Here is a 19838-nt window from a genome sequence, read left to right as displayed (position 1 = left end):
CACCCTTGTCTTTCCCGCCTGACCCGGATGCTGGCATGAGCGCTCACGATCTGCCTTCGGTGCCCGGCGGCGATTCGGCCCGGACGCCGACCCCGCCCGCGCCGCGCAAGCGGCGGCGGCTGTGGCGCGTGCTGGCTTGGCTGGCCGGCATCCTGCTGCTGCTGATGGTGGCGCTGGTGGCGGCGGGCGTGGCGGCGCTGCACACCGAGACCGGCACCCGCCACCTGTGGACGCTGGCCACGCGGCTGTCGGCCGGCATGCTCAGCGGCCGGCTGGAAGGCGGCACCGTGACGCACGGCCTGCGCCTGCGCGACGTGGTGTTCGCCAGCGGCCAGACGCGCGTGGCGGTGGACCGCGTGGATGGCAACTGGGCGCTCAACTGGCAGGCGCGGCGCCTGCACGTGCAGTGGCTGCGCATCGGCAAGGCCGAAGTGAAGCTCGGACCGTCCGAGCCGAGCACCGAGCCGATGCAGAAGCCCACGTCGCTCGAACTGCCGCTGGCCATCGATGTCGATTCCCTGACGCTTGAGCGGCTGTCGCTGCTGCAAGGCACGGCGCCCACGGCCGAGCCGATGGTGTTCAGCAACCTGGCCGGCGCGCTGCACAGCGACGGCCAGCGCCACCGCGTCAGCGTGGACAAGCTGGAAACACCATACGGCAAGCTGGCGGCCAACGCCCAGCTGGGCGCACGCGCCCCGTTCGCGCTCAGCGCCGAAGCCTTGCTGGAAAGCAGCTGGCAGGATGAGGCCTTTGCCGTCAATGCCACCGCCAAGGGCAACCTGGACGCGCTGCGTGCCGAGCTGCAGGCCAGCGGCGACCGCATCCACCTGCGCGCAGGCGCCGACCTGACGCCGTTCGGCAAGGTGCCGTTCACGCACCTGCTGGTCGATGGCGATCGCATCAACCCGCGCCTGTTCAGCCCGTCGGCGCCACAGGCCAACCTGACCGTGCATGCCGAGCTGCGGCCGGTGGGCGGCGTGGCGGCGGGTGCCGGCGCGCAGGCAGCCAGTGCCGTGGCGGCATCGGCTCCCCCGGCGGCATCGGGGGTCTCCGCATCCGCTCCTGCGGCGGCGCCGGCGCCCGCACCGCTGGCGGTCGCCGGCGACATCGCGATCCACAACCTGGAAGCCGGTCCGCTGGACAAGGAGCGGCTGCCGGTCCAGTCGGTGCGCGCCCACGTCGAGCTGAGCGAGATGGCACAGGCCGTCTCGGACCTGCGCGTGGCGCTGGCCGGCAAGGCCGAGATTGCCGGCGGCGGTTCGCTGCGCGGCGGCCGTGGCGGTTTCGACCTGGATGTGCGCAGGCTGGACCCGGCCGCGCTGCATGGCTCGCTGACCAGCGCCAGCCTGTCCGGCCCGGTGGTGGTGCGGATGGAGCCGGGCCGACAAAGCGTGGCGCTGGACTTGTCGGGCGGGCCGCTCAAGCTTTTCGCCGATGCCAGCATCGATGCCGAGGCGGTCACGCTGGCCACGCTGCGCGCCGCGGTGGGGCCGGGTTTGCTGACCGCGGAAGGCAAGCTCGGCCTGAAAGACAAGCAGCCGTTCAGCTTCAAGGGCAAGCTGGCCTCGTTCGATCCCTCGCGCCTGGCCAAGGTTGCCGCCGGCCGGATCAACGCGGATTTCACCGCGACCGGCGAGATCGCGCCCGAGCTTGGCGTGGCGCTGGATTTTGCCGTGCATGAGAGCGAATACGCGGGCCTGCCGATGACCGGCGGCGGCAAGGTGCGCCTCGCAGGCGAGCGGCTCTTGCCAAGCGAGGCCTCGCTGAGCATGGCCGGCAACCAGGCCAACCTGCGCGGCAGCTTCGGCGCGCGCGGCGATGCGCTCAAGCTAGCGGTCGATGCGCCGCAGCTGGAGCGGCTCAAGTTTGGCGTGGCCGGCAAGCTCAAGCTCGACGCCACCATCACCGGCACGCTGAAGAAACCTGAAGTGGTGGCCGACTACAACGCGCAGGCGCTGGAAGTGGGTCCGCACAAGGTGGCCAGCGCCAGCGGCCGCGCCGAGGTGCGCGGCGGGCTGGACGGTCCGCTCTCGGTGCAGCTGGCCGCGCGCGACTACCGCGGCCCACAGGCCAGCCTGAGCACGCTCGATGCCACGCTCAACGGCACCCAGGCCAACCATACATTCGACGTCAAGGCGACCGGCAGCCTGAACAAGCGGCCATTGCAGCTGGCGCTGGCGGGGCAGGGCGCGTGGAAGGGCAAGGAGGGCTGGAACGGCACCATCCGCACGCTGGAAGAGCGCAGCACCGTCAACCTGCGCCTGGCAGCGCCGACGCAACTGCTGGTGGCCGACCAGCGCGTGCGCCTGGGCGCCGCGCGCCTGCTGCTGGACCGCGCCACGCTGGCGATCGACAGCCTGGACTGGGACCACGGCCGCATCCGCAGCGCGGGCAGCCTGGACGGCCTGCAGGTGGGCCATGTACTGGAGCTGATGGAAACCATCACCGGCGAGAAGCCGCCGGTGCGCTCCGACCTGGTCATCGACGGCCGCTGGAACCTGGCGCTGGCCGAGACCGCGACCGGCTTTGCCGAACTGCGCCGGCGCAGCGGCGACCTGTCGGTCAATGCCGGCCGGGGCTTCACCACGCTCGGCCTGGGCGAGACGAGCCTGCGCGCCGAGGCCGGCGGCAACCGCATCGCGCTGCGCGGCGGCATGGTGTCGGGCCGCATCGGCAAGGTGGTGGTGGACGCCTCCGCCGGACTGGTGCAGGAGCAGGGGCTGCAGACCGTGGGCCCGGCCTCGACCCTGGGCGGCACGGTCACCGTCGACGTGCCGCGGCTGAAATCGCTGGAAGCGCTGACCGGCCCGCAGTACGCCTTCGACGGCAAACTGGCCGCGGCGATGCGCCTGGCCGGCACGGTCGGCGCGCCGCTGCTGACCGGCACCGTCGACGGCGACAATCTCGCCGTCACGCTGTATGACCTGGGCCTGCGCCTGACCGACGGCACCGTGCGCGTGGTGCTGGACCAGAACACGGTCGAGCTCAAGCACGTGGAATTCCACGGTGGCGACGGCAAGATCACGGCCACTGGCAGCGTCAAGCTGGGCGAGGCCGATCCCAACCTGACCGGCAAGATCGTCGCCGACAAGCTGCAGCTGTTCGCCAGCCCAGAGCGCACGCTGGTGGTCTCGGGCGATGCCACCATCGCCAACGAGAACAAGCAGGTCGTGATCCGCGGCAAGATCCGCGTCGACCGCGGCCTGTTCGACCTGCCCAAGGCCGGTGCGCCAGTGCTGGGCGACGATGTGGTGGTGATCCGGCGCAAGGACCAGCGCGCCGTGAAGACTGCCGCCACGCCGGCGCCGGAGACCAAGCCGGCAAGCAAGTTCAGCCCGGTGATCGACCTGACCGTGGACCTGGGCAACAACTTCCGCTTCCGCGGCGCGGGCGCGGACCTGTTGCTGGCCGGCCAGATGGGCGTCAAGAGCGAACCCCTGGCACCAATGAAGGCCACCGGCACGGTGCGCGTGACCGAAGGCACCTATGAAGCCTTCGGGCGCAAGCTGGACATCGAGCGTGGCGTCATCAACTTCAACGGCCCGATCGACAACCCGAACATGAACATCCGCGCCATGCGCCGCAACCAGGAAGTGGAGGCGGGCGTGGAGGTGACCGGCACGGTGCGGCTGCCGCGCGTGCGGCTGGTGTCGGAGCCCAACGTGCCCGAAGAGGATAAGCTCTCGTGGCTGATGTTCGGCTACGGCGCGGAAAGCGCCGGTGCCGGCCAGCAGCGCCAGCTGGGTGGCGCCGCGCTGGGCGGCGCGGCGCTGGGTATGATCGGCGGCAAGGCCGGCAAGGGGATCGTGCAGCATTTCGGCATCGACGAATTTTCGATCGGGCCCAGCACCGCGGGTCTCAATGACCAGCAGGTGGTCAGCATGGGCAAGGCCATTTCCGATCGTATGTCGGTCGGCTATGAGCAGAGCCTGACATCGGCCTCGAACGTGGTGAAGCTGACCTGGCAGTTCTCGCGGCGCTGGTCGCTGATTGCCAAGGGCGGGTCCATCAACGGTTTGTCGGTCTTGTTCAACCGCCGCTTCGACAGCTGGGCGAACCTGTTCAGCGGGACCTCGGGTCGCAGCGACACCAGAAGGAGCCAGCAGGATGAGAGCCAGCCAACCAGTCCCGACAGCGCGGCACAGGCAGCCTCGGCAGCCGTCGCCGAACCCGTGCGCCGCTGACGGGCGCCCCGCCACTTTCGCGTCGCCGCGACGCCTTGCCGCCATGGGACTCTTTGCCGCTTTGCTTGCGCTGTTCGGCTGCGACCAGCAGAAGGTCGATGAAGCCATGAAGAAGGCGGGCGACACCGCCCGCAACACCTGGAACGCGATCAAGCCCGACAGCGAGTTGTTCAAGGGCATCGTCCCCGGCCAGTCCACTGAGGAAGACCTGCGGCGCCAGGCCGGCAAGCCGGAGATCGTCTGGGAGGAAGCCGACGGCGGGCGCCGGCTGGAGTACCCGCGTGGCCCCGAGGGCACCACCACCTGGATGGTCACCATCGGCGCCGATGGCAAGGTCGCGAAGATCGAGCAGGTGCTGTCAGCCGAGAACTTCGCACGCGTGCGCGCCGGCATGAGCAAGGACGACATCCGCCGCCTGCTCGGCAAGCCCACCAAGGTGGAGGCATTTGCGCTGAAGAAGGAAGAGGTGTGGGGCTACCGCTGGATGGAAACCTCCACCGACAAGGCCTTTTTCAATGTGCATTTCAACAGCGACGGTACCGTCACCACGACCTCGCGCAGCGACGATCCGTCGAAGATGCAGGGCGGCTGACCCGTGCCCAGGCCCTCAGTGGAGCAGGTGGCAGGCGGCCACGTGCACCGGCGCGGCTGAGCCGGCGGCCGGGTCCAGCCGCAGCATGCGGGGGATCTCGGTGGCGCAGGCCGGCACCGCCCGCGGGCAGCGCGGATGGAACTTGCAGCCCGCCGGCGGGTTCAGCGCCGAGCCGATATCGCCCAGGATCAGCCCTTCGGCCGGCTGGTGGTCAGGGTCGGGACGCGGCGCCGAGCCCAGCAGTGCCTGCGTGTAGGGGTGGCGCGGGGCGCTGAACACCGCGGCGCTGGGCCCGCTTTCGGCCATATTGCCCAGGTACATCACGCCCACGGCCGAGCTGAAGTGTTCCACCAGCGCCAGGTCATGGGCGATCACCACATAGGCCAGGCCGAAGCTGCGCTGGATATCCGACAGCAGGTTGACGATCTGCGCCCGGATCGAGACATCCAGCGCCGAGGTGGGCTCGTCCAGCACGATCAGCCGCGGCTGCAGCGCCAGCGCGCGCGCAACGGCAATGCGCTGGCGCTGGCCGCCGCTGAACTCGTGCGGATAGAGGTCAAGCGCGCCGGGCGGCAGGCCGACGATCTCCAGCAGCTCCAGCAGCCGCCGGCGCAGCGCGGCGCGGTCGCCGCCCTGGCCGTGCGCAAGCAGCGGCTCGGCCAGCAGCATGCTGACCTTCAGGCGCGGATTGAGTGACGAGGACGGATCCTGGAACACCGCCTGCACCTGGCGCCGGTAGCCCAGCACGCCCTTGCGGTCCAGCGCCAGCACGTCCTGGCCGTCGAAGCGGATGGTGCCCGCGCTGGGGCGCTCAAGCAGCAGCAGCTGCCTGGCGATGGTGGTCTTGCCGCAGCCGGACTCGCCCACCAGCGCATAGGTCTGCCCGGCATCCACGGCAAAACTGACGCCGTCGACGGCGCGCACCGTGCCGCCGCCGCGCGCGGGGAAATGCTTCTTTAGGTTTTCGACTTCGAGCAGCATGGCTGCCTCCTGGGTTCTTAGCCGGCCGACGCCAGCCAGCAACTGACCTTGTGGCCGGATTCAAGTTCGATCTCGGGGGGATAGGCGTCATCGCACAGCGGCTTGCGGTGTGGGCAGCGCGCCGCGAAGCGGCAGCCGTGCGGCGGGTCGATCAGGCTGGGCGGGCTGCCCTGGATGGCGTACAGGCGCTCGCGCTTTTCGCCGAAGTGGGGGATGGCCTGGAGCAGGGCCTGCGTGTAGGGATGGGCGGGGCGCTGGTACAGCGTGCGCACGTCGCCGGTCTCGACAATGCGTCCGGCGTACATCACCGCCACCCGGTGGCAGATGCTGGCCGCCACGCCCAGGTCGTGCGTGATCAGGATGATGCCGACACCGGTCTGCGCCTGGATCTTGCGGAACAGCGCCATGATCTGCACCTGGATGGTCACGTCCAGTGCCGAGGTGGGCTCGTCCGCCACCAGCAGGCGCGGCGCGCTGGCAATGGCCATGCCGGCTACCACGCGCTGGCGCATGCCGCCGCTGAACTGGTGCGGATAGTCGTCCAGCCGCGTCTCGGGCGAGGGGATGCGCACGCTGTCCAGCACCTGCACCACCTGGCGGCGTCGCGCCTCGCGGCTGTCGGCGCGGCCGTGGTAGCGCAGCGGCGCGCCGACCTGGTCGCCCACCGTGAAGACCGGGTTCAGCGAGGTCAGCGGATCCTGCGAGATCATCGCGATCTTGCGGCCGCGGTACTGCGTGCTCATGGTCTTTTCGGGCAGCTGCAGCAGGTCCACGCCATCGAGCAACACCTTGCCGCCGAGTTGCACGCCGCCCTGGCGCGGCAGCAGGCGCAGGATCGATAGGATAGTCATGGACTTGCCGGAACCGGATTCGCCCACCACGCCCAGGGTCTCGCCCTCATGCACGTGCAGGTCGACGCCGTCCACGGCGCGCACCGTGCCGCGGCGCAGTTCGAGGTGCGTGGTCAGGCCCTGTACCGACAGCATGGGCGCGCCGCGTAGGGAATTCTGGGCAGCTGGCGTTGGCGACGGGCGTTGCGTCACGTGCGGGTCGGGGCCGGTCATAGCTGCCTCCTTTTCGGGTCGAAGTGGTCGCGCAGCCAGTCGCCCAGCAGGTTGGACGCCAGGCAGGTGGCCATGATGGCCAGTCCGGGCATGGTGATGGCCCACCACGCGTTGGTGATGTAGTTGCGCGCATCGGCTAGCATCAGCCCCCACGACACATCGGGTTGCTGGATGCCCAGGCCGAGAAAGCTTAGCGAGGCCTCGAAGATGATCACCTGGCCAACCTGCAGCGTGGCCAGCACCAGCAGGGTGTTGAGCAGGTTGGGCAGCAGGTGGCGGCGGAAGATGGTGAGCGTGCCGCAGCCGGCCACGCGCGCCAGCGCCACGTAGTCGCGCTGCTTGAGCGACATCACCTCGCCGCGCACGATGCGCGCGTACCAGGTCCAGTAGGTCACCACGATCACCAGCACCACGGTGTTGAAGCCCGGGCCCAGCACCGCGGCCAGCACCAGCGCCAGCGCCAGCGCGGGGATCGACATCTGGATATCGACCAGCCGCATGATGAGCGCGTCCAGGCGCCCGCCGAAGTAGCCGGCCAGCATGCCGGCGGCGGTGCCGATGCCGCCCGAGATCAGGATGGCGTACAGCGCGACCACCAGCGAGATGCGCGTGCCGGCCATGATGCGCGAGAGCAGGTCGCGCCCCATGTTGTCGGTGCCCAGCGGATAGGCCCAGCTGCCGCCCGCCAGCCAGGCCGGTGGCTGGAAGGCCAGGCCGAGGTCGAGGCCATTGGGGTCGTGCGGCAGCAGCGCCTCGCCGCCGACGGCGCAGACCAGCAGCACCGGGAAGATTACCAGCGCAAACCAGGGCAGGCCACTCAGGTCACGCCGCTGGCGCTTGCGGGCCGGCGCCGCCGGGGCGCTGGCAGGAGGAACGGCGATCTCAGGCATGGCGGATCCTCGGGTCGATCAGGCCGTAGCTGAGGTCGACCATCAGGTTGGACAGCACGAACAGCACGGAGGTGAGCATCACGCCCGCCTGCACCACGGGAAAGTCGCGCGCGAACACGGCCTCGACCACGGTGCGGCCGACGCCTGGCCAGGCGAAGATGACTTCGACCACGAAGGCGCCGCCCAGCATCGCCGCGAAGTACACGCCGAGGATGGTCACCAGCGGAATGGCCGCGTTGCGCAGCGCGTACTTCCAGATCAGCACGCGCTCGGGCAGGCCCATGGCGCGGCCCATGCGGATGTAGTCGCTGTCGAGCACATCCAGCATGGCCGAGCGCACCACGCGGGTCTGCGCCGCCACCGGATACCAGCCCAGCGCAATCGCGGGCAGCACCAGGCTGTTCCACGAATCGCGCCCGAACGCTGGCAGCCAGTTCAGCTGCACCGCGAAGAACAGGATCAGCAGCAGCCCGACCCAGAAGTTGGGCATGGCCTGTCCAAGCATGGCGAAGACCTTGGCAAAGCGGTCGAACCAAGAGCCGCGGTAGACCGCCGACAGCACGCCGAACGGCACCGCCATCGCAATCGAGAAGCCCAGCGCGGCCAGCGCCAGTTCCACCGTGGCCGGCAGCCGCTCCAGGATCAGCCCCAGTGCCGGTTCCTGCCAGCGGTAGGAGTTGCCGAAGTCGCCGGTGACGGCATGGCCGAGGAAGACCAGGTACTGCGCCACCAGGGGCTGGTCCAGGCCGAGATGGCGGCGCGTTGCCTCGATCACCTGCGGCGGCGCGTCGGCCGGCAACAACAGGGCAAGCGGGTCGCCGGACAGGCGCGAGATCAGGAAGATGATCACGCTCGCGCCAAGGATGCTGATCAGGCCGTGCAGCAGGCGTTTTGCAATAGGCATGACAGGCTCCGTCGGAGAATTGTCAGCGGGAATGCCGCGCCCGGCTCGGGCGCCGGGCGCGGCGGCGGATCACTGCTTCCAGCTGACTTCCTGGAATGAGCGCCAGTAGTCGCGGATGGGCCAGGGCACGTAGTTGATCTTGTTGTCGCGCCAGGCAAAGGTCACCAGCGGCCGGTAGGTCGGCAGGCCGCCCAGCACGCGCTCCTGCTTGAGCCGCGCGATCTGGCGCAGCAGCGCGGTGCGCGCCGCGGGGTCCATGGTCTGGCGCTGCTTCTCCAGCAGCGCGTCGACCTCGGGGTCGCTGGTGTAGGAATAGGTGCCCCAGCCGCCGCCGCCCTGGTAGCTGTGCAAATGGCCGGACCAGGCCAGTCCCGGGTCGCCGGGCAGCCCCTGCGACCACATCCAGCTCAGCACGCCGTCCATCTCCGGCGGGCCCGAGCGGCCGCGCTTGCCCAGGCTGATCCAGGCCCCGTACTCCAGGTTGCGCACCTGGCAGCGGATGCCCACGGAACTCAGGTAGGCATACATGGCTTCGCCCACTTCCTTCACGCCCGGTTCGCGCGGCGTGGTGAGGTTGTAGCAGGGGGTCTCGAAGCCATTGGGATAGCCCGCCTGCCTGAGCAGCTCGCGCGCACGCTTCTGGTCGAAGGCGTAGGGCTTGAGCTCGGGGTCGTAGCCATTCGACTCCTTGCCCACCTGCGCATAGCGCTCGCCCTGGCCGAACAGCACGCGCTTGATGATGGCGTCGACATCGATGGCGTGCGCGGCCGCCTGCCGCACGCGCACATCGTTGAACGGCGACTTCGGCATCTGCGTGTTGAAATTGAGGAAGAGGTTGTTGCCGCTCACCAGCGTGACGGTCTTCACCCCCGGCATCTTCTTGAATTCCTCGACCATCGACGGCGGCACGTTGTCGATGAAATCGACCTTGCCGGTCTTGAAGGCCGCCACCCGGGTCAGGTCCTCCGGGATCACCTTGATGGTCAGGTCCTTGATGCCCGGGCGCTTTTCCTTGTTCCAGTAGCCGTCGAAGGCTTCCAGCTTCAGCTCGTCCTTGACCGTGCGCGAGACAAACTTCCACGGCCCGGTGCCGACCGGCTTGCGGGCGAACTCTTCTTCACCGACCTTCTGGATGTACTTCTTGGGCATGGCCCACAGCTGCATGTTGCCGACGATGAACTGCGCATCCGGCTCCTTGAAATGCAGCTTGAAGCGGTGTGCATCCACGATCTCGAAACGCTCGATTGACGAGACATAGTGCGAGAAGAAGCTGCTCTTGGGGTCGCGCTGGCGTTGCCAGGAGAACTCGAGGTCCTCGGACGTCAGCGGGTCGCCGTTGTGGAAGCGCACGCCCTTGCGCAGCTGCACGTCGAGCACGGGCTTGCCGTCCTTGCCGTTTTCCAGCTTCCAGTTCTCCGCCAGCCAGTTCTCGTCCTTGAGCGCGGCATTGCGGCGCACCAGCATCTCGAAGATCTGGCCGACAAAGTAGTGGTCGACGCCGGCCGAGATCTTGACCGGGTCGAGCGTGGTCGATTCCGCGCCGAAGGCGACGGTGAGGCTGCCGGTGGCCGGCGCGGCCGGTGCGGCCGGTGCGGCGTGAGCCGCGGGGATGGCGGCGGCCAGCATGCCGGCCAGCAGGCGGCGCCGGGCGGCGCCGGTCAACTTCACTTGCATGGTGCTCCTCCTGTTGCGCCGTCTCGTGGCGGCGCTGTTGGTGTGAACAACGGATGCGCTCAGCGCGGGAAGCTGCCTTCCAGCTGGCGTACCACCTCCAGCAGGCGCGGGCGCACCTCGTCGAGCAGGAATGACGGGGACAGGCGGAACGACGGTCCGCCCACGTTGATGGCCATGGGCGGCATGCCATGGCCGGGCTCGAAGCCGCGCGCAATGCCGTTGACGTCCGGCTGCCAGTCGCCCATCGAGCAGGTCACGCCCAGGGTGAGGTGGTCCGCCAGGCCCTGCTCGATGCCCTGGCGCAGGCGCGGCCACGCCATGTCGTCGACGTCGCGCACCTGTTCCATGAAGGCCTGGCGCTCCTGGTCCGGCACCACCGCCAGCCAGGCGCGGCCGATGGCCGAGGTGGCTACGGGAATGCGCGAGCCGGTATCGAGCGTCAGCGCAATCGCTGCGCAGCTGCGGCAGTGCTCGACATAGATCATCGAGAAGCGGTCGCGCGTGCCCAGCGACACCGTGCCGCCGGAAAAGTCGGCCAGCTCCTGCATCAGCGGTCGCGCCACCTTGCGGATGTCCAGCCGCGACAGCATGGCGCTGCCCAGCCGCAGGCAGGCCGTGCCCAGGCTGTACTTGTGGCTGCCTTCGGCCTGCGCCAGGTAGCCCAGCCGCGTCAGGGTGGAGGTCAGGCGCGATACCGTCGACTTGGGCAGCCCGCAGCGCCGGGCGATTTCCTGGTTGCCCAGCACGCGGTCGCTGGTGCGGAAGCAGGCCAGCACTTCCAGCCCGCGCGCCAGCGCGGTGACGAAGTGGCGGTCTTCTTTGAAGGCATTGCCGGTGGATCGGTCCTGCATAACCGTTGGCTCCCTCGTTGTGCCGTTGCATGCCAGCCGCGCTTGTTCGACGCGCAGGCGTGCGGGACGCGCGCGCGGCGTCCTCGTCCGGTACGGCGGTACTACCCGACAGCGGTCCCGTTCAGCCGCCGGCCTCGGTATCCAGCAAGGCCTGCAGCTCGACCTTGCGCACCTTGCCGGTGGCGGTCAGCGGGAACTCGGGCAGGATGCGGATCTCGGGCACCTTGTAGACCGCCATCTGCTCGCGGCACCATGCATGCAGCGTGTCGGCAGTGATGCCGTCGGCATGCTCGGGGCGCAGGCGGATAAAGGCCACCGGGACCTGGCCCTTGTCCGGGTCGGGGCGGCCCACCACGGCCGAGCCCAGCACCGCCGGATGGCGTGACAGCAGCACCTCCAGCTCGGACGGGAACACGCTCATGCCGCGCACCTTGAGCATCTCCTTGCGTCGTCCCAGGAAATGCAGGTAGCCCGCCTCGTCATAGGCGCCGATATCGCCGGTGCGGAACCAGCCGTCGCGGAACACCTCAGCATCCACGTCGGGGCGGCCCCAGTAGCCCTTGAACAGCGACGGCGTGCTGACCACGATCTCGCCTTCCTCGCCGACCGGCAGCACCGCGCCGGTGTCGAAGTCGCAGATCTTGATGCGCGTGCCCGGCACCGGCAGGCCGACAAACACCGGGCGGCCGCGCAGGTCCATATCGTCGTCCTGCATGCCGGTGGTGAAGGTGTCGCTGGTATGGGTCTCGGTCATGCCCCAGGCGCCTTCGGCAATGATGCTGCCGGTCAGCGCGTGCCAGCGCTGGCGGATGTCGGGGGTGATCTTGCGGATGAACGAGGCGGCGCGCGTGTGCTGCAGCGAACGCAGGTCGTAGCGGCCGCATTCGGGGTGGTTCATCAGCTCGACCGCGTTGTCCACCACCACGAAGGTGCGGTTGACACGATAGCGCTCGATCGCGGCCATCACCGCGACCGGGTCCCAGCGCGCCAGCAGCACCACCGTCGCGCCGCTGAAGATCGGGTAGATCAGCCCGAGGTTCTCGCCCGCGATCCAGAACATCGGCAGGAAGTTCAGCATCACGTCGCCGGAGCCTTCTGCCAGCCGTTCCGCATCGACACCGCCGGTGAGCGCGTAGGAAGCCGCCGCGGTGTAGACCATGTCGCGCTGCGTGTGCATGCAGCCCTTGGGCAGGCCGGTGGTGCCGCCGGTGTAGTTCAGTGCGGCCAGCGTGTCCATGTCGGCCGGGGGCTGTGCGACCGGCTCGGTGTCGCGCAGCGCCTGCAGCAGGTCGATGGCGCCTTCCACGGCCAGCGGGGGCGCGTCGAGGCCCGCTGGCAGCGGCAGGTCCGGCTGCGCCGGCAGCATCGCGCCGGCACTGGTGGTGTAGACAGTATGCAGCAGCGTCTGCGCGCGCACTGACATCAGCAGCAGCGCCAGCTGGTCCTGCACGATGACGGTGGTGGCGCCGGCATCGTTCAGCTCATAGACCAGCTCCTGTTCCTTGAAGAGCGGGTTGACCGGCACATACACCGCGCCCAGCTTCAGGATGCCGTAGAAGACCACGTGGAACTGCGGGCAGTTGCCCATCATCACCGCCACCCGGTCGCCCGCACCCACGCCGCGGCCCTTGAGCAGCGCGGCGCAGCGCTCGGACAGGTCGTCGAGCTCGGCGTAGCTCACGGTGGTGCCGTACCAGACCAGCGCGGCGTGGTCCGGGCGCTTGCGCGCCCACGCGCGCAGGTAGTCGCCCAGCGGGGCCTCGCCATGGGGGTAGACCGGTGCGTCGGGCAGGCCGGCGGGCCAGATCTTGCGATGCCGGACTTCCAGGTCCTCGAAGAACGCCTGTTCGTTCATCTGCTGTCTCCTGTTGCTTTCGCTCTGGTTCTGTCTGCCGCCGTGCCTACCAGGCGTCGACGAAGGTGCGTACCGGACGATGGGGATTGGCGGCGCCGGCCTCGAGCCCGCTGACCACCCACTGGCGGGTGGCGGCGGGGTCGATCACGGCGTCGAGTTCCAGTGCCGCCGCGGCGTTGATGGCATGGCCGCGCTCGTACATCTGCGCCACCAGTTGCTGGTACAGCGCATCGCGCTGCGGACCGGCCGGCAGCGCTTCCAGCTCCTTGCGGAAACCCAGCCGCACCGCGCCCTCGAGGCCCATGCCGCCGAATTCGCCGGTCGGCCACGAGACCGTGAAGGTCGGCGCGCGGAAGCCGCCCGCGGCCATCGCCATCGCGCCCAGGCCGTAGCCCTTGCGAAGCACTACCGCCAGGAACGGCACGCGCAGCTTGGCGCCGGCGACGAACATGCGCGACACATGGCGCACCTGGGCGCGGGCCTCGACCTCCGGGCCCACCATGAAGCCCGGGGTGTCGATCAGCGACACGATCGGCAGCCCGTGCGCATTGCACACCTGCATGAAGCGGGCGGCCTTGTCGGCGGCATCAGCATCGATGGCGCCGCCGAGGTGGCGCGGGTTGTTGGCGAGAATGCCCACGGGCCGGCCTTCGATGCGCGCCAGTGCGGTGTGGATGCCGGTGCCAAAACCTGCGCGCAGTTCCAGCACGCTGCCCGCGTCGGCCAGGCCGGCGATGGCGGCGCGCGTGTCGTAGACGCGCAGGCGGTTCTCTGGCACCACCTGGCGCAGCGCCAGCGCGTCAGGCGCCTGCCAGTCGTCGACGCGGCCCTGGAACATCGACAGGTAATGCCTGGCCGCGGCCACGGCGTCGGCCTCATCGTCGACCAGCAGGTCAACCACGCCGTTGTGGTACTGCACCGTGGCCGGGCCGATATCCTCGGGGCGGAACACGCCCAGGCCGCCGCCTTCGATCATGGCGGGGCCGGCCATGCCGATATTGGCGTTGCGCGTGGCGATGATCAGGTCGCAACAGCCCAGCAGCGCGGCATTGCCGGCAAAGCAGCGCCCGGAGGCGATGCCCACCACCGGCACTTCGCCGCTCAACTCGGCGAAGGCGGCGAACGACGGCTGGTACAGGCCGGCCACGGTGGGGAAGTCGATGTCGCCCGGGCGGCCGCCGCCGCCTTCGGCAAAGATCACCGTCGGCAGCCGGTTCCGCAGGGCCACCTCCAGGATGCGGTCGGTCTTGATATGGTTGCGCTTGCCTTGGGTGCCGGCCAGCACTGTGGCGTCGTAGGCCAGCACCGCGCAGCGCGCGCGCTCCGGTGCGAACAGGCTGCCGTTGACGGCGCCGGTGCCGGTGATCAGGCCGTCGGCAGGGGTGTTGGCGATCAGGTCGGCCTCGCTGCGCCGGCTGGCCTGTGCCGCCAGCGCCAGGCCGCCGTATTCGCGGAAGCTGCCGGCATCACACAGGTCGTCGACGTTCTCGCGCGCGGTGCGCTGGCCGCGCGCATGGCGGCGTGCCACCGCCTCGGGGCGGGCCGCGTCGTACAGGAAGGCATGGCGGTCGAGCACGCGCTGCAGGTCGGCGCGGATCGCCGCCGGGTCGGCGTGCTCGGCTTCGCCATCGGCATGGGCGCCGGCGTCGGCCGGCTCCAGCACCAGCATGACCTGGCCCTCGGCCACCTGCTCACCTGAGGCGGTGCGCAGGTCGATCACGCGGCCCGCGTGCTCGGCCACGATGGCATGTTCCATCTTCATCGCATCGAGCACGGCCACGGTCTGGCCGGCCTTGACCAGGTCGTTCTCGCGCGCCAGTTCGATCACGCGTCCGTGCATTGGCGCGCGCACCGCGCACAGGCCCTCGCCCAGTTGCTCCTCGAAGCTTGCCGTGCTGGAAGGTGCCGCCACCTTGGGGGCGCTGCCTCCTGCCAGGGCCTGTCGCGCCGCGTCTTGCGCAGCAATCTGCGCGGCGCGTTCCAGCAGGGCGGGCAGCGCAGCTTCCATATAGCGCGTATGCACGTGCTGGCTGGCAAAGTCCTCGCGCTCGGCCAGCGCCCGCAGCAGGTTGAGGTTGGTGGCGATGCCGCCGATATTGAATTCCCCCAGCGCGCGCTGCAGGCGCCGCACTGCGTCAGCGAAGTTGTCGCTGGCTGAGGTGACGATCAGCTTGGCCAGCAGCGTGTCGTAGTGCGCGGACGGTGCATAGCCGGTATAGCCGTGGGTGTCCACGCGCACGTCCGGACCGGTGGGCGGATCGAAACGCTCCAGCCGCCCCTGTGCCGGCCGTGCCAGTCCTTGCGCGTCGGTGGCCTCGGCATTCACGCGCACCTGGATGGCATAGCCGCGCACGCGCGGCGGGTGTTGCGGGTCCAGCCCCAGCTCTGCCAGGCGCCGGCCTTCGGCCAGCCCCAGCTGCACGGCCACCAAGTCCACGCCGGTGACCTGCTCGGTGACGGTGTGCTCGACCTGCAGGCGCGGATTGGCTTCGATAAAGACAAAGGGCAAGGCTGCGCCATCGCGGCGCGCGCCGTCCTCGGGCTCTTCGACCAGGAATTCAAACGTGCCCAGGCTGTGATAGCGCGCTTCGCGCGCGAGCGTGCAGGCGGCATCGACAATGCGCTGGCGCAGCGCCGGATCCAGCGCCGGGCTGGGCGCGATCTCGACCACTTTCTGGAAACGGCGTTGCAGCGTGCAGTCACGCTCGCCCAGTGCGATCACGTGGTGGCCGTCGCCGGCGATCTGCACTTCGATATGGCGCGCGCGGGCCACCAGCCGCTCGGCGTAGATGGCATCGATGCCGAAGGCCGAGCGCGCTTCGGAGCGGCAGCGCGCATAGGCTTCGGGCAGGGCGTCGCGCTCGCGCACCACGCGCATGCCGCGCCCGCCGCCGCCGCCCACCGCCTTGAGCACCACGCCGGCGCCGTCCTGCTCGTCGAAGAAGGCGGTCACTGCATCGAGCGTGGCGCCGCCCGCAGTAGCGGGCATCACCGGTATGCCGCAGCGTGCGGCCAGCGCCAGCGCGCGGCCCTTGTCGCCGAACAGGGCCAGCTGCTCGGGCTCGGGGCCGACAAAGACGATCTGCGCGGCTGCGCAAGCGCTAGCAAAGTCCGCGCGCTCGCTGAGAAAGCCATAGCCAGGGTGGATGGCGTCGCAGCCGGTGGCGCGCGCTGCGGCGATGATGGCGGGAATGTCGAGATAGGCGGCGGCCCCCTGGCCCTGCAGCGCGACAGCTTCGTCGGCCAGCAGGCGGTGCCGGCTGGCATCGTCGTCGGTGGCATAGACGGCCACGATGGCGATGCCAAGGTCTCGTGCGGCGCGCTGCACGCGCAACGCGATCTCGCCACGATTGGCGATCAGGAGCTTCTTCACAAATGTCCCCTTCCATGCGAAGCGGCATCGCGCAAGCAGCGTTGCGTGGCCGGCTTCTGTTTTTTGGTTTGTGATTCTGCGAGGTGGAATCTACGCGGCTCGTCCAGGGGTCACAAGCGCGATGCGCCGGAACCATGTATGACATGCCGCGCGTGCATAGCGCGCGAGCGAGGGGGAGGGGAAGTGCTGCCCGTTCTGTTCTGCATTGCAGAATCTCGGGCGCTGTGGCGGGTCGATCCAGAGGCCTGGCTGGCCGTGGATCGCTACCGATGGGACGCGCGGAACATGGCGTTACCGCGGATTTACCGCCCACTCCCGCGAGCGGGAGAGGGGAACGGCGATGCGTGCTCTGCTTCAGCCGATGCGCATGCCCGGCACCGCGCCCTCGTGCGGTTCCAGGATATACAGGCCCGGCGCGGCCTTCTCATCCGCGGCCGATGCCGCCAGCACCATGCCTTCGGACACGCCGAACTTCATCTTGCGCGGGGCCAGGTTGGCCACCACCACGGTCAGCTTGCCGACCAGCTGCTCCGGCGTGTAGGCCGACTGGATGCCGGAGAACACGTTGCGGGTGCGGCCTTCGCCCAGGTCCAGCGTCAGCTGCAGCAGCTTGTTCGAACCTTCCACCTTCTGGCATTCGACAATCTTGGCGACGCGCAGGTCCACCTTGGCGAAGTCGTCGATGGTGATGGTGTCGTCGATCGGCTCGATTGCCGCGCCTGCGGCGGCCGGCGCCGCGGTTGCCTGCAGCGATTCGCGGTTGGCAGCCAGCAGCGCATCGACCTGCTTGGCATCGACGCGCGTCATCAGGTGCTGGTAGGCCTGCACCGGGCTGGCAGCCGAGAGCTGCTTGTCGATGGCACGCCAGTCCAGCGGCTCGACGTTCAGGAAGCGTTCCACGCCGGCAGCCACGTTCGGCACCACCGGCTTCAGGTACACCGTCAGCAGGCGGAAGGCTTCCAGCGAGACCGAGCACGCCGCATGCAGCGCCGCGCGCTTGTTTTCGTCCTTGGCCAGTTCCCACGGCTTCTCGGTGTCGACGAAGGCGTTCACCGTGTCGGTCAGCTCCATCACCAGGCGCAACGCCTTGCTGTACTCGCGGGCTTCATAGAGGTGGGCGACCTGCGGGGCGGCCTGGCGCAGCTGCTCGAGCAGCGGGTGGGCCAGCGCGGCTTCATCGACTTTGCCTTCGAAGCGCTTGACCAGGAAGCCCGCGGCGCGACTGGCGATATTGACGTACTTGCCGATCAGGTCGCTGTTCACGCGCGCAATGAAGTCATCGAGGTTCAGGTCGAGGTCTTCCATGCTCGCGTTGAGCTTGGCGGCGAAGTAGTAGCGCAGCCATTCCGGGTTCATGCCGGTGTCGACATAGCTCTGCGCGGTGATGAAGGTGCCGCGCGACTTGCTCATCTTGGCGCCGTCCACGGTCAGGAAGCCGTGGGCAAACACATTGGTCGGGGTGCGGTAGCCCGAGAAGCGCAGCATCGCCGGCCAGAACAGCGTGTGGAAGTACAGGATGTCCTTGCCGATGAAGTGGTACTGCTCGGCGGTGGAATGCGGGCCGACCCAGGCGTCGAAGTCGATGCCTTGCTTCGCGGCCAGGTTCTGGAAGCTGGCGTAGTAGCCAATCGGGGCGTCCAGCCACACGTAGAAGTACTTGCCGGGCGCGCCGGGGATCTCGAAGCCGAAATAGGGCGCATCGCGCGAGATGTCCCAGTCGGAAAGGGTCGAGGCCTCGCCTTCGGCGCCCAGCCATTCCTGCATCTTGTTGGCGGCTTCGGGCTGGGCCAGGTCGGCCACCCATTCGCGCAGGAAGGTCTCGCAGCGCGGATCGGACAGCTTGAAGAAGTAATGGGCCGACGACTTGCGCACGGGCGTGGCGCCGGACACCACCGAATACGGGTTCTTCAGGTCGGTCGGCACGTAGGTGGTGCCGCAGACCTCGCAGGAGTCGCCGTACTGGTCCTTGGCGCCGCACTTCGGGCACTCGCCCTTGATGAAGCGGTCCGGCAGGAACATGTTCTTGACCGGGTCGAAGAACTGCTCGACCTCGCGCTCGGCGATCAGGTCCTCGGCCTTCAGGGCCAGGTAGATCTTCTCGCACAGTTCGCGGTTTTCTTCCGCGTCGGTGCTGTAGTAGTTGTCAAACGACACCAGGAAGCTGTCGAAGTCGCGCTTGTGCTCGGTCCAGACGCGGTCGATCAGTTCCTTGGGTGTGATGCCTTCCTTCTCGGCGCGCAGCATGACCGGCGTGCCGTGGGTGTCGTCGGCGCCGACGTAGTAGACCTCGTTGCCCATCATGCGCTGGAAACGCACCCAGATATCGGTCTGGATGTATTCCACCAGGTGGCCGATATGGATCTGGCCGTTGGCATAAGGCAGGGCGGATGTGACGAGGATGCGACGTGCGGTCATAAACAGGAGCCGGTCAGGAGCGGGGAAATATCAGGGGGACGGCGCCAGCCAGGAGGGAAGGGCGCGTGCCGGGAAGGGGCTATTTTAGCAACTGGCCAGCGCCTGCGCGCCGGTTCCGCATGGCGGAATGGCGAAACCCACGGATCCCTTCGGCCAAAAAAAAAGCGCCGGTCAGAGCCGGCGCAGCTTTCCACAACGGAAAAGGAGGAGAAATCAGGTACCGCCCGGGAGGTCAGCCACCCATCGCGAGCCAGCAACGGTGGCAAGCGGCACCTGTTTCTATGACTAGGTCATCCTTGAATTGGTTTCAAAAAAATTTCGACGCGGCGATTTTGTGCCCGTCCGGCCTCACTGCCGTTGTCCGCAACCGGCTGGGATTGCCCGCGCCCTTCGGCGGTCAGGCGATTGCGTGCGACGCCGCGATCACCCAGGTAGCCGGCCACGCTCTGGGCGCGGCGCTGCGACAGCTGCATGTTGTAGTTGGGGTTGCCGGTGCTGTCGGTATGGCCCACCACGCTGGCGCTCACGTCCTGGTGCTGGCCCAGGGTCTGCGCGACCTGGTCGAGCACCGAGCGGAACGACGGCTTGATCGTGGCGCTGTCGGTATCGAAAGTCACCTGGCTGGGGATGTTGACCTTCAGCGTGCCATCCGGCTGCTCGGTGATCTGGGTGCCCGTGCCCGCGGTGTCCTTGCTCAGCTTGCCGCGGATGGCGTTCCAGTTGTAGCCGGTTGCGCCGCCGATGGCACCGCCCACCGCCGCGCCCACCAGCGTGCCGGTGGTATTGCCGCCGATCAGGTTGCCAAGCCCGGCGCCGACCGCGGCGCCCACGCCGGTGCCGACTGCCGTATGGGTCTGCTGTTCAGTGGCGCAACCAGCGGCCAGCAGCGTGGCAGCGGCGAGCGAGACGGTAACGAGCTTGATCTTCATGCTTTCTCCTTCTGATGTTCCCGTAAATGTTCTTGGTACCGCATCGCGATGGTAACGCCAAGGCTAGCGGCAGGTAACCTTTTGTACGCGTCGGGCCCGGCCGGTCCTGGCACCGGCTGCGGTGCC

General features: G+C 68.7%; 12 protein-coding genes. 2 read left to right on the top strand and 10 right to left on the bottom strand.

The features are described from left to right. Positions 1-35 precede the first annotated feature (35 nt). Positions 36-4184: a translocation/assembly module TamB domain-containing protein gene (locus CNE_RS14155; RefSeq protein ID WP_013957791.1), complete on the top strand. Its 4149-nt coding sequence runs from the start codon at positions 36-38 to the stop codon at positions 4182-4184. Between the two features lie 43 nt (positions 4185-4227). Further along, complete coding sequence (gene bamE, locus CNE_RS14150; RefSeq protein WP_013957790.1) at positions 4228-4776, top strand: outer membrane protein assembly factor BamE domain-containing protein; 549 nt, start codon at positions 4228-4230, stop codon at positions 4774-4776. A gap of 15 nt (positions 4777-4791) precedes the next feature. On the opposite strand, the gene CNE_RS14145 is transcribed toward bamE, so the two are convergent. The 10 genes from CNE_RS14145 to CNE_RS14100 form a co-directional block, all read right to left on the bottom strand. Further along, positions 4792-5757 carry an ABC transporter ATP-binding protein gene (locus CNE_RS14145; RefSeq protein WP_013957789.1) on the bottom strand — a complete coding sequence of 322 codons (966 nt, stop codon included), beginning with the start codon at positions 5755-5757 and terminating at the stop codon, positions 4792-4794. A 17-nt stretch (positions 5758-5774) separates the two neighbouring features. Further along, a complete protein-coding gene (locus CNE_RS14140; RefSeq protein ID WP_013957788.1) occupies positions 5775-6821 on the bottom strand; it encodes an ABC transporter ATP-binding protein in 1047 nt (348 codons plus the stop codon). Further along, entirely contained in the window at positions 6818-7711 is an 894-nt protein-coding gene (locus CNE_RS14135; protein WP_013957787.1) for an ABC transporter permease, read from the bottom strand. Before CNE_RS14135 ends, CNE_RS14140 begins: the two co-directional genes overlap by 4 nt. Further along, positions 7704-8615 carry an ABC transporter permease gene (locus tag CNE_RS14130; protein ID WP_013957786.1) on the bottom strand — a complete coding sequence of 304 codons (912 nt, stop codon included), beginning with the start codon at positions 8613-8615 and terminating at the stop codon, positions 7704-7706. The genes CNE_RS14135 and CNE_RS14130 overlap by 8 nt, the downstream gene beginning before the upstream one ends. Positions 8616-8684: 69 nt before the next feature. Further along, positions 8685-10289, bottom strand: a complete 1605-nt coding sequence (locus CNE_RS14125) for an ABC transporter substrate-binding protein (protein ID WP_013957785.1) — start codon at positions 10287-10289, stop codon at positions 8685-8687. A gap of 59 nt (positions 10290-10348) precedes the next feature. Next, a complete protein-coding gene (locus tag CNE_RS14120; RefSeq protein WP_013957784.1) occupies positions 10349-11140 on the bottom strand; it encodes an IclR family transcriptional regulator in 792 nt (263 codons plus the stop codon). 121 nt (positions 11141-11261) lie between these two features. Beyond that, positions 11262-12995, bottom strand: coding sequence for an AMP-binding protein (locus CNE_RS14115; protein WP_013957783.1), 1734 nt, complete (start codon positions 12993-12995; stop codon positions 11262-11264). 46 nt (positions 12996-13041) lie between these two features. Next, positions 13042-16368 (bottom strand): acetyl-CoA carboxylase family protein, encoded by a 3327-nt coding sequence (locus tag CNE_RS14110; RefSeq protein WP_013957782.1) that lies wholly within the window; start codon positions 16366-16368, stop codon positions 13042-13044. A gap of 354 nt (positions 16369-16722) precedes the next feature. Continuing rightward, on the bottom strand, positions 16723-18783 hold the full coding sequence (gene metG / locus CNE_RS14105; RefSeq protein ID WP_013957781.1) for a methionine--tRNA ligase: 2061 nt from the start codon (positions 18781-18783) through the stop codon (positions 16723-16725). Positions 18784-19073: 290 nt separating this feature from the next. After that, a complete protein-coding gene (locus CNE_RS14100) occupies positions 19074-19712 on the bottom strand; it encodes an OmpA family protein (protein ID WP_013957780.1) in 639 nt (212 codons plus the stop codon). Positions 19713-19838 lie beyond the last annotated feature (126 nt).

This window comes from Cupriavidus necator N-1, assembly GCF_000219215.1.
GTDB lineage: Bacteria > Pseudomonadota > Gammaproteobacteria > Burkholderiales > Burkholderiaceae > Cupriavidus > Cupriavidus necator.
This window is presented reverse-complemented; position numbering and strand designations above follow the sequence as displayed.